The following is a 10860-nucleotide window of genomic DNA, read 5'->3' as shown; positions in this document are numbered from 1 at the left end:
ATCGACGCCGGTGTGCCCCGCGCCCACGTGGTGGACGGCCGCCGCCCCCACTCGATGCTGCTGGAGGTCTTCACCTCGGCCGGCGTCGGCACCCAGGTGGTGCCCGATGCGCTCTGACGCCACTTCCGGCCCCGGTGCCCCGCTGACCGCGAAGCAGGACCGCGAGCGGGCCACCATGGCGCACTTCGGCGTGGCCGTGGGCTTCGTGGCGCCCCTGGCGATCTGGCTGCTCTACCGGGATCGCGGACCCTTCACCGCACAGGAGGCCAAGGAGGCGCTGAACTTCGCCGTGCCGCCGACCCTGCTGATGGGCGTGTTCTTCTTCCTCGGCCAGCTCCCGGTGCTCGGGCCGATCTTCGCGATCCTCGGCGCCCTGATCTGGATGGTCATGGCGTTCTACGGCATCCTCGGCGGCTCCCAGGTGAACAAGGGCCGCCCGTACCGCTACCCGTTCAACCTGCGCATCCTGCGCTGACGGACGGCGACCCCAGCGCACGGCGCTCTCCCCCTTCGTGGGGAGGGCGCCGTCGTCGTTGTGGGGGTGTGGGCTGTGGGGCCCGGAGGTGCAATGGCGTACGGCATCGACGGACGAGTCGTCGACGATCCCGGTGACGTCGAGGGCGAAGTTTCCCGTCATTGCGGCGCGAATGAGGGGAAACTTCGCCCCCAACGCCGTGGGGAAGGGGCAGCTCAGAAGCCGGCGAGCTCGCGTACGATGTGGTCGTTGCGCAGACGGCCCTCCAGCGTGGGCACGATGCGGCCGGCCAGGGCGAGCCGGCCGTCGACCAGTCCGTCCGCGATCAGCTGCGGTATGCGGGCACGGGCCGCCGCTCCCCCGTCCTCGGCCTGCTCCAGGACCTTCACGTCCAGCCCCTCGACCATCCGCACGTTCAGCATGATCCGCTCGAGCAGCCGCGCCTCGGCGTCCGGCATCTCACGGCCCACGGCCGGAGTGACGCCGGTGGCCAGGCGCTGCGCGTAGGCGGCCGGGTGCTTGGCGTTCCAGAACCGCACGCCGGCGACGTGCGAGTGCGACCCCGGGCCGATCCCCCACCAGTCCATGTCCCGCCAGTAGGCCACGTTGTGCTTGGCGCGGTGCTCGCCGGTCCGGCCGGTCGTGCGCCCAGTTGGAGACCTCGTACCAGCGGAAGCCGGCCTGCTCCAGCAGCTCGTCGGCGAGCAGGTACTTGTCCGCTTGGTCGTCCGGATCGACGTCCGCCACCTGGCCGCGGGCCACCTGGGCGCCGAACTTCGTGCCCTCCTCCACGATCAGCGAGTAGGCGCTGATGTGGTCCGGGCGGCAGCCGATCGCGGTCTGCAGCGTGACGCGCCAGTCCTCGAGCGACTCGCCCGGGGTGCCGTAGATCAGGTCCAGGGACACGTCCAGCCCGGCAGCGCGGGCCGCCTCCACCGCGGCCGGGATGTTCTCCGGCCGGTGGGTGCGCTCGAGCGTGGCGAGCACGTGAGGCACGGCGGACTGCATGCCCACGGACACCCGGGTCACTCCCCCGGCGGCCAGCTCGCGCAGGTAGGACTCGTCCACGGTGTCCGGGTTGGCCTCCACGGTCACCTCGGCGCCGGGGACGATCCCGAAGGCCTCACGCGCCGCGTCCAGGATGCGCACCAGGTGCGCCGCCGGCAGCAGCGTGGGCGTGCCGCCGCCGAAGAACACCGTGTGCAATGGCCGGGCCGGGACCCCGGACTCCCGCAGCGACCGCGCGGCGAAGCCGATCTCCGCCACGGCCGTGTCCGCGTAGTCGCCGCGGGACGCCCCCGGCCCCAGGTCCGGGGCGGTGTACGTGTTGAAGTCGCAGTACCCGCAGCGCACCGTGCAGAACGGCACATGCACATACAGGCTGAACGTCCTCGAGGCATCCGAGGCGAGGGACGCCCGGACCGCCTCCGCGCAGGCGGCGGGGAGGTGGCCGTCGTCGGGAACGGGCTCGCCGAGCGGCAGGGTGGCGGGCACGCCTTACTTCTTGCCCTTGTCTGCGGACGAGGAGTCCGAGGACAGCGCGGCGATGAACGCCTCCTGCGGGACCTCCACGGTGCCCACCATCTTCATGCGCTTCTTGCCCTCCTTCTGCTTCTCCAGCAGCTTGCGCTTGCGGGAGATGTCTCCGCCGTAGCACTTGGAGAGCACGTCCTTGCGGATCGCGCGGATGTTCTCGCGGGCGATGATGCGCGAGCCGATGGCGGCCTGGATCGGCACCTCGAACTGCTGCCGCGGGATGAGCTCCTTGAGCTTCGCGGTCATCATGGTGCCGTAGGAGTAGGCGAAGTCGCGGTGGGTGATCGCGGAGAACGCGTCCACCTGGTCGCCCTGCAGCAGGATGTCCACCTTGACCAGGTCCGCGGCCTGGTCCCCGTCCGCACCCCAGTTCAGGGACGCGTAGCCCTTGGTGCGGGACTTCAGGGAGTCGAAGAAGTCGAAGACGATCTCCGCCAGCGGGATGCGGTAGCGGATCTCCACGCGCTCCTCGGACAGGTAGTCCATGCCCTGCAGGTTGCCTCGCTTGGACTGGCACAGCTCCATCACGGCGCCGATGAACTCGGCCGGCACGATGATCGTGGCCGCCGCCATGGGCTCGCGGACCTCGTGGATCTTGCCCTCCGGGAACTCCGACGGGTTGGTCACCTCCACCACGGTGCGGTCCTCGGTGGTGACCTGGTAGACCACGTTCGGCATCGTGGAGATCAGGTCCAGGTCGAACTCGCGCTCCAGGCGCTCACGGACGATCTCCAGGTGCAGCAGGCCCAGGAAGCCCACGCGGAAGCCGAAGCCGAGGGCCACGGAGGTCTCCGGCTCGTAGTTCAGGGCGGCGTCGTTGAGCTTGAGCTTGTCCAGGGCGTCGCGCAGCACCGGGTAGTCCGACCCGTCGATCGGGTAGAGGCCGGAGAACACCATCGGCTGCGGGTCCCGGTAGCCGCCGATCTCGTCCGGTGCCGGGTCGGACTCGAGCGTGACGGTGTCGCCCACCTTGGACTGGCGGACGTCCTTCACGCCGGTGATGAGGTAGCCCACCTCGCCCATGCCCAGGCCCTGGGTGGGCTGCGGCTCCGGGGAGGACACGCCGATCTCCAGCAGCTCGTGCGTGGCGCCGGTGGACATCATGCGGATCTTCTCGCGCGGGGAGAGCTGGCCGTCCACCACGCGGACGTAGGTGACCACGCCGCGGTAGGTGTCGTAGACGGAGTCGAAGATCATGGCACGAGCCGGGGCGTCGGCCATGCCCTCCGGGGCCGGCAGGGCCTGGACCACGCGGTCCAGCAGCTCCGGCACACCCACGCCGGTCTTGCCGGACACGCGCAGCACGTCCTCCGGCTCGCAGCCGATCAGCTGCGCGATCTCCGCGGCGTACCGGTCCGGGTCCGCCGCCGGCAGGTCGATCTTGTTGAGCACCGGGATGATCTCGAGCTCGTTCTCCATGGCCAGGTAGAGGTTGGCCAGGGTCTGCGCCTCGATGCCCTGTGCCGCGTCCACCAGGAGGATCGCACCCTCACAGGAGGCCAGGGAGCGGGAGACCTCGTAGGTGAAGTCCACGTGGCCCGGGGTGTCGATCATGTTCAGCGCGTAGTTGACGCCATCGACCTCCCACGGCATGCGCACCGCCTGGGACTTGATGGTGATGCCGCGCTCGCGCTCGATGTCCATGCGGTCCAGGTACTGGGCCTTCATGTCACGCGGCTGGACCACGCCGGTGCACTGCAGCATGCGGTCGGCCAGGGTGGACTTGCCGTGGTCGATGTGCGCGATGATGCAGAAGTTGCGGATCACCGAGGGATCGGTGCGCGCGGGCACGGGCGGGTTCGACGCCAGAGGCGACACAGGACACTTCCTTCGCTCGTGGAGAGATGGATCAACGGCCCATTCTTCCATGCATGGACCGGTAGGCTCGTTTCCATGGCCATCGACCTCATGCGTGCCCTCCGGATGGGCCGGCAGATCTACCGCACTGTCAAGAGACTGCAGGGCGGCGAAGGTCGCCAGCAGGGTCCGGGCCCCCGGGGCTCGGGCTCCGCACCTCGCCAGGGCGGCGCCGGCGTCCAGAACGACCCGCAGCGCACGTCCCGCTACCCCGGAGACTTCAGCGGCCGCACCCGCGTGGAGTACGACCCGGTCCCCGGCCCGGAGGCCGGCCCCGGCGAGGTCGTGTGGACGTGGGTCCCCTTCGAGGAGATGGACGGCCGCGGCAAGGACCGGCCCGTGCTCATCGTGGGGCACGACGACGGCCGGCTCCTCGGCCTGATGCTCACCTCCAAGGACCGCAACAACGCCCACACCTCCGACCCGGACTACGTGGACATCGGCGCCGGCGCCTGGGACTCCAAGGGCCGCCCCTCCGAGGTGAAGCTGGACCGCATCCTCCGTGTGGACCCGCGCGACGTGCGCCGCGAGGGCGGTGTGCTGGACCGCGCTCGGTTCGACGACGTGGCGGCGGCCCTGGCCGACCGCCGAGGCTGGATCCGCTGAGGCGGGTCGCTGTCGGCAGCCGAGCGGAGCGCTCGGTGAGTTGAGCGCCCGGTGCGGCGCGAGGCGGAGGCGGGTGCCGTCGTCGGGAAGGACGGGCGCGACCGGTGTGACACGCCGCTCCCCCCGGTTCCTTCGGGCCAGTGGCGGCTGGTAAGGTGGTGGGCATTGTGTCCGGTCGGTCGACGGACACCCTCGGGGCGGAGAACCAAGGTGTTCCCCACGCCACTCAGTCACCGGACCCGAGATGCCCTCTACGACCCCTGTACAGACGGTGCGGCCCACGTGCCGGCACCGACGACATGAAGGACCTGATTTGGCTAACATCAAGTCTCAGAAGAAGCGCATCCTCACCAACGAGAAGGCGCGCCAGCGCAACGTCTCCGTGAAGAGCGGCCTGAAGAGCGCCATCCGCGCCGTGAACCAGGCCGTCGCCGCGGGCGACAAGTCCGCTGCCGGCGAGGCCCTGAAGACCGCCTCCCGCAAGCTGGACAAGGCCGCCTCCAAGGGCGTCATCCACAAGAACCAGGCTGCGAACCGCAAGTCCGGCATCGCCGCCCGCGTGAACCGCATGGGCGCCTGAGCCTCCAGCGCTTCGCATGAAGGCCCCGTCACCTGATGGTGACGGGGCCTTCTGCTGTCCGGGGGGGTGTCCCGTTCCCTGGCAGCTTGAGGGCGAAGTTTCCCGGAATTGCGGCGTTATTCCGGGAAACTTCGCCCTCACTTTCCCAGGGTCAGTCGCGCGCGTGGCTCGCGAGCATCGTCTTGCTCAGCGTCGCACGCCGGTGGAGACGCGGATGACCGCTCGCTCCACGGCAAAGTCCGGGTTGCGGGAGCCGCCCTTGACCTCGGCGTCCGCCTGGGCGATCCACTCCACCGCCTGCGCGATGCCCGCCGGGCTCCAGTGCCGGGCGGCCTGCTGGATGAACCTCATCTGGAAAGGGGCCACGCCGAGGGCCGAGGCGAGCTGGTTCGGGGCGTCGTGGGAGTCGATGACGCGGGCGACCTGGCGGGCCTTCATGGCCAGAGCCGAGGTGAGCATCACCGGGTGCACACCGGTGGCCAGCGCATGCCGGGTGAGGGCCACCGCGCGGGCGGCCTGCCCCTCCAGCGCGGCGTCCGCCACGGCGAAGCTGGTGGCCTCCACGCGGCCGCCGTAGTACCGGTCCACGACCTCTTTGGTGAGCTGCCCCTCGGTGTCCGCCAGCAGCTGGTGGCAGGCGGAGGCGAGATCGGTGAGCGAGGCGCCGGTGGCCTGGACGAGGGCGCGGGCCGCCTCCTCGTCGATGCGGCGGCGGTGGTCCTTGAACTCCGCGTAGACGAAGGCGATCTTGTCCTCGTCCTTCTTCAGGGCGGCGCAGTCCACCACGGTGCCGGCCTTGGCCACGGCGTCCAGGAGCTTCTTGCCGCGGTTGCCGCCGGTGTGGCGCAGGAGCAGGGTGACATCGTCGGCGGGCGGGCCGGAGGCGACCAGGTCCAGGGCGTCCGTGAGGAACGCGTCGTTCATGGACTCCAGGCCCTCGGCGATGATCAGCGTGGGTTCGGCGAACAGGGACGGGCTGGCGGCCATGGCCAGCTGGCCGGGCTGGTATTCCGCGGCCCGGAAGCGGTGGGTCTCGATCGCCTCGTGTCGCTGCTTCAGGGCCTTCAGCACCTGGTCGGTGACCCAGCGGGCCGCATAGTCCTCCGGGCCCTTGAGCAGCATCAGCGGCCCGGGCTGCGCCTGCCGCCAGGCCAGCGGGTTCGCGGCCGTGCGGGACCGGGCGGGGCGTGAGGAACGTGCTGCGGCCATGGTGTCCATCCTAGGCTGAACGGATGCACTCCTCCCCCGCCCCGTCCACAGGCCCCAGCAAGATCCGGCTGCGCGGTGCACGGTTGAACAACCTGCAGGACGTGGACCTGGACCTGCCGCGCGAGGCGATCGTGGCGGTCACCGGCGTCTCCGGGTCCGGGAAGTCCTCCCTGGCGTTCGGGACACTCTATGCCGAGTCCCAGCGGCGCTACCTGGAGTCCCTGTCCCCCTATGCCCGCCGGCTGATCGACCAGTCCGCCGCGCCGGAGCTGGACCTGCTCGAGGGGATGCCCCCGGCGATCGCCCTGCAGCAGTCCCGCGGGGCCACGGGTGGCGCCCGCTCGGACGTGGGCACGCTGACCGGACTGTCCGCCCTGCTGCGGATGCTCTACTCGCGTGCCGGGACCTACCCGGAAGGAAAGGAGCTGATCCTCGCCGAGGCGTTCTCCCCGCACACTCCGCAGGGGGCCTGCCCGGCCTGTGAAGGGCTCGGCCACGTCTACGACGCCCGCGCCGAGGACATGGTCCCGGACGACTCCCTCACCATCCGGCAGAAGGCGGTGGCGTCCTGGCCGCAGGGCTGGGCCGGCGGCAACCTGCGGGACGTGCTGACGTCCCTGGGCGTGGACGTGGACGTCCCGTGGCGCGAGCTTCCCGAGGACACGCGTGAATGGATCCTCTTCACCGAGGAGCACCCCACCGTGGACTGCTGGCGCGGCGCACCGACGCTCGCCGAGCTGGCGGCGGCCAAGGCCGCCGGGCAGCGCCACGCCTACCAGGGCACCTTCACCGGTGCCCGCCGGTACCTGCTGGACACCTTCGCCTCCACCGGCTCGGACCGGACCCGACGCCGGGTGGCGCAGTTCCTCACGCAGACCCCGTGCCCGGACTGCCAGGGCCGACGGCTCCGCCCGGTGGCCCTGCAGGTGACCGTGGACGGCCGGGACATCGCGGAGACCTCCGCCCTGCCGCTGTCCGAGGTGCATGGGCTGGCGGTGCGGCTGGCCGCCGGACAGGTTGAGGCGGTGCCGCAGTCACGCCGTGCGGTGGCTCGCCGCCTCGGCACGGATCTGCAGGCGAGGCTGGCACCGATCGTCGAGCTGGGCCTGGGGTATCTGGGCCTGGACCGTGCCGCCGGCACCCTCTCCGGCGGCGAGCTGCAGCGCCTGCGCCTGGCCACGCAGCTGGCGGCGGAGCTGTTCGGCGTCGTGTACGTGTTGGACGAGCCGTCCTCCGGACTGCACCCGCAGGACATGTCTGCGCTCGTGGACCTGCTGGTGCGGCTGAAGGAGCAGGGCAACACGGTGGTGGTGGTCGAGCACGCGATGGACGTGGTGCGGCATGCGGACGTGATCGTGGACGTCGGTCCGGGCGCGGGCGTGCACGGCGGGAGGATCCTGCATGCCGGTCCGCCGGAGCAGCTGCAGTCCGTGGCCGACTCCGCGACCGCCCGGTACCTGTCCACGGACCGTCCGGCCGATCCGGCACGTCCGCGGCGTGAGCCGGAGGCGTGCCTGGAGCTGACCGGGGTGCGGTGCAACACGGTGCAGGACCTGGACGTGCGGCTCCCCCTCGGCTGTCTCACCGCGGTCACCGGCGTCTCAGGGGCAGGCAAGTCGTCCCTGGTCGCCCAGGCACTGCCGGCGGTGGTGGACGCCGCCTTGCACGACGACGGCCGCACGCCCTCCGAAGGCGCCCTCGCCTCGGGCGTGGGCGGGCTCCGTCGGGTGGTGTCCATCGACCACACGGCGGTGGGCCGGACCCCGCGGTCCACCGTGGCGACGTACACCGGGTTCTTTGACGAGGTACGGCGGCTCTTCGCCAGGACCGAGGCGGCCACGGAGCGAGGCTTCGGCGCGGGCACGTTCTCCTTCAACACCTCCGGCGGCCGGTGCCCCACCTGTGAGGGGGAGGGGTCCGTGACGGTGGAGCTGCTGTTCCTGCCGGGTGTACGCAGCCCCTGCACGGACTGCGGCGGCACCCGGTACCGGGACGAGGTGCTCGAGGTGGAGTGGAACGGGCTGAGCATCGCGGACGTGCTGGCCTTGAGCATCGAACAGGCATGTGAGGTGTTCGCCGACGAGCCGAAGGCGCTGCGTCCGCTGGCGGTGCTGCAGGACGTGGGGCTGGGGTATCTGCGGCTGGGCCATGCGGCCCCGGACCTGTCCGGCGGCGAGGCGCAGCGCATGAAGCTGGCCGCCGAGCTGCAGCGCGGCTCCGGCGGAGACACGCTCTACGTGCTGGACGAGCCGACCGCAGGCCTCCACCCCGCCGACGCCGAGCGGCTGATGCGGCACCTGCAGTCACTCGTCGACGCGGGCAACACCGTGGTGATGGCGGAGCTGGACATGCGTGCGGTGGCGCAGGCGGACCATGTGGTGGAGATGGGCCCCGGTGCCGGCCCGGACGGGGGCCGCGTGGTGGCATCCGGGACGCCCGAACAGATCGCGGCCCGGGGCGAGGGGTCGACGGCCCCGTTCCTCACGGCGGTCCTCCGCGCCTGATCCCTCCCCCGCTCGTGCACTTTCGCTAGCGAAACGGGAACGGCCTCCCCTCTCCCCCGTTTCACTGGCGAAAACGCGGCCACGGCTCCCGTTTCGTCAGCGAAAACGAGAGGGGGCGGCGGGTCATTCGGGGCCGGTGTCGAGGGCGCGGATCTTCAGGCGGGGCCGGTCGTCGTCCTCCGTAGGCTCCCAGCCGACGACGATCGTCCCCGAGCGGTCCGTCCGCAACACGGCGCCCAGCGGGGCCAATGCCTGCAGGGTCTGCGGGTGTGGATGCCCATAGGGGTTGTCCCGTCCGGCCGAGACCACATAGGCGTCCGCGGCGACGGCGCGCGGTAGCGCCGCACCTGCGTTGCGCGCTCCGTGGTGGGCCACCGAGTACAGGTGGACCTGCTCCGGCGGCGGGGCGGCCGCGGGGTGCCGGCCGCCGAGCCAGGCCTGCGCAGCCTCCTCCTCGATGTCTCCGGTCAGCAGCACCCGCAGCGGCCCCCGGCCGGTCCGCACCGTGGCGAGGACCTGTGCGGACGCGTCGTTCTCCGTGGACGCGTCCTGGTCGGCCAGCAGCACCTGCCAACTCACGTCTCCGCTGGTCTCGTCGTCCCCGGTGCGCAGCCGTCGGGATCCCGGGGGCGGATCCGTGCCGGCCTCCTCGCCTGCCCCGGCCGGCAGGCCCAGGCCCGGGATGCCCTCGCCCCGGGTCGCGTGGCGGACCACGGGCGCCCCGCGCGCGGTGGCAGCATGCAGTCCCCCGGTGTGGTCCGAGTGCAGATGGGTCAGCAGGACGGCGTCCACCCGGGCGACACCGAGCGCGTCCAGGCAGGACTCTGCGGGCTCCGGCTCCGGCCCCACGTCCACGACGACGGCCCGGTCCGTCCCGCTGCGCAACACCGTCATGTCCCCTTGACCCACATCGCAGAACGCCACCGCCCAGTCCGCAGGGGCACGGCCGGTGGGGGTCGGCAGGACCACGGCGGCGTAGCCGCCGGCACCGGAGGCGAGCAGCACCGCCACGAGTACACCGGAGGCGGTCAGCTGTCGGCCCGGCCCCGGCGCGGAGGGGCCCATCCGTCGGACAGGAGCGTGCCGTCGTCGTTCCTCCCGCAGCAGCACGGCGAACAGGGCGACGGTCGCGGCCACGGTGAGCACGCCCAGACCCACACCGAGCGGTCCCTCCGGCCACGGCTTCAGGGCGCCCGGCAGCCCGGCCGAGGTGTGTGCCACCAGGCCGATGTAGGCGGCCGGAAACTGGATCAGCCACACCAACACGGCGGAGACCGGAGGGAGCGCCAGCACCAGCGCCGCCGCGGCGGTGCCGAGCACGGTGATCGGGGCGACGGCTGGGGCGGCGAGTATGTTCGCCGGCACGGCATAGCTGGACACGGTTCCGGTCATCGCCAGCAGGATCGGCTGACATGCCAGATGCGCACACGTGGTGACCGCCAGGGTGACCGAGAGCCACCGTGCGGCCCAGCCGGGCAGGATCCGGCCGAACGCGGTGTACAGGCGGGCCTCCGCGGGTCGCGCGCCAAGGATGATGCCGGCCGTCGCGGCCACGGAGAGCTGCAGCGCCGGCTCGGCGGCCAGGCCCGGCGCGGCGACGATCACCGACGTCCCGGCCAGGCAGAGCAGGGTGAACGCGTGACGGGAGCGGCCGCCGAACAGGGCGAGGGTTCCGAGCCCGCCCATCACCGCCGCCCGCAGCACCGACGGCTCCGGGCCCACGACGACCACGAAGACCACTAGCGTGGCCAGCACGGCCGCCAGCACGGCGGCGCGGGAGACGCGGAACAGGCGCAGCAGGCCGCTGACGGCCCCGGCGAGCAGCGCACAGTTCGCCCCGGAGACCGCGCTCAGGTGGGAGAGCCCGGCGTCCTTCATGGCCTGGTCCGTCTCCGGGCTCTGGGCGCTGCGGTCGCCCAGGACCAGCCCTGGGATCAGCTGCTCCGCCGTGCCCAGGGATCCCTCCGCCTGCTCCCGGAACGCGGCCCGCAGGAGCTCGCGGCCGCCCGCCGCAGAACCGGGGGCGCCGTCCGAGGAGGGCAGCGAGACCTCCGGGGCGGCCGGGTGGGCGGTGGAGCGCTCGCCGGGTGGGG

General features: G+C 71.9%; 7 protein-coding genes and 2 pseudogenes. 5 read left to right on the top strand and 4 right to left on the bottom strand.

From position 1 onward, the window contains the following. Both AC2W7A_RS05030 and AC2W7A_RS05025 read left to right on the top strand, forming a co-directional pair. Window positions 1-117 (top strand): annotated as a pseudogene (locus AC2W7A_RS05030) (acetylglutamate kinase); the annotation flags it as partial. Beyond that, window positions 107-475: a DUF4870 domain-containing protein gene (locus tag AC2W7A_RS05025; RefSeq protein WP_485990390.1), complete on the top strand. Its 369-nt coding sequence runs from the start codon at window positions 107-109 to the stop codon at window positions 473-475. The pseudogene AC2W7A_RS05030 and the gene AC2W7A_RS05025, both read left to right, overlap by 11 nt. 215 nt (window positions 476-690) lie before the next feature. On the opposite strand, the pseudogene hemW reads toward AC2W7A_RS05025, so the two are convergent. Together hemW and lepA are read right to left on the bottom strand one after the other, a co-directional pair. After that, window positions 691-1969: pseudogene (gene hemW, locus AC2W7A_RS05020) on the bottom strand (radical SAM family heme chaperone HemW). A gap of 3 nt (window positions 1970-1972) precedes the next feature. Further along, window positions 1973-3829 carry a translation elongation factor 4 gene (gene lepA, locus AC2W7A_RS05015; RefSeq protein ID WP_485990389.1) on the bottom strand — a complete coding sequence of 619 codons (1857 nt, stop codon included), beginning with the start codon at window positions 3827-3829 and terminating at the stop codon, window positions 1973-1975. A 75-nt stretch (window positions 3830-3904) separates the two neighbouring features. On the opposite strand from lepA, the gene AC2W7A_RS05010 reads away from it, so the two are divergent. Both AC2W7A_RS05010 and rpsT read left to right on the top strand, forming a co-directional pair. After that, on the top strand, window positions 3905-4474 hold the full coding sequence (locus AC2W7A_RS05010) for a type II toxin-antitoxin system PemK/MazF family toxin (RefSeq protein WP_485990388.1): 570 nt from the start codon (window positions 3905-3907) through the stop codon (window positions 4472-4474). A gap of 313 nt (window positions 4475-4787) precedes the next feature. After that, on the top strand, window positions 4788-5054 hold the full coding sequence (gene rpsT, locus AC2W7A_RS05005) for a 30S ribosomal protein S20 (RefSeq protein WP_485990387.1): 267 nt from the start codon (window positions 4788-4790) through the stop codon (window positions 5052-5054). Between the two features lie 186 nt (window positions 5055-5240). Here the strand turns inward: rpsT and holA are convergent, their stop codons facing one another. Next, a complete protein-coding gene (gene holA, locus AC2W7A_RS05000) occupies window positions 5241-6263 on the bottom strand; it encodes a DNA polymerase III subunit delta (RefSeq protein ID WP_485990386.1) in 1023 nt (340 codons plus the stop codon). Between the two features lie 23 nt (window positions 6264-6286). On the opposite strand from holA, the gene AC2W7A_RS04995 reads away from it, so the two are divergent. Next, complete coding sequence (locus tag AC2W7A_RS04995) at window positions 6287-8767, top strand: excinuclease ABC subunit UvrA (protein WP_485990385.1); 2481 nt, start codon at window positions 6287-6289, stop codon at window positions 8765-8767. A 123-nt stretch (window positions 8768-8890) separates the two neighbouring features. Here AC2W7A_RS04995 and AC2W7A_RS04990 read toward each other — a convergent pair. Then, the coding region (locus tag AC2W7A_RS04990) for a ComEC/Rec2 family competence protein (RefSeq protein ID WP_485990384.1) at window positions 8891-10860 on the bottom strand (1970 nt) is incomplete at its 5' end.

This window comes from Micrococcus sp. LASM2_SD2 (assembly GCF_057364565.1).
This window is presented reverse-complemented; position numbering and strand designations above follow the sequence as displayed.

Bases quoted from the DNA above. Each gene is read 5' to 3' on its own strand.
- AC2W7A_RS04995 (WP_485990385.1), top strand. From the start codon at position 6,287: ATGCACTCCTCCCCCGCCCCGTCCACAGGCCCCAGCAAGATCCGGCTG.
- AC2W7A_RS05025 (WP_485990390.1), top strand. From the start codon at position 107: ATGCGCTCTGACGCCACTTCCGGCCCCGGTGCCCCGCTGACCGCGAAG.
- AC2W7A_RS05010 (WP_485990388.1), top strand. From the start codon at position 3,905: ATGGCCATCGACCTCATGCGTGCCCTCCGGATGGGCCGGCAGATCTAC.
- holA (WP_485990386.1), bottom strand. From the start codon at position 6,263: ATGGCCGCAGCACGTTCCTCACGCCCCGCCCGGTCCCGCACGGCCGCG.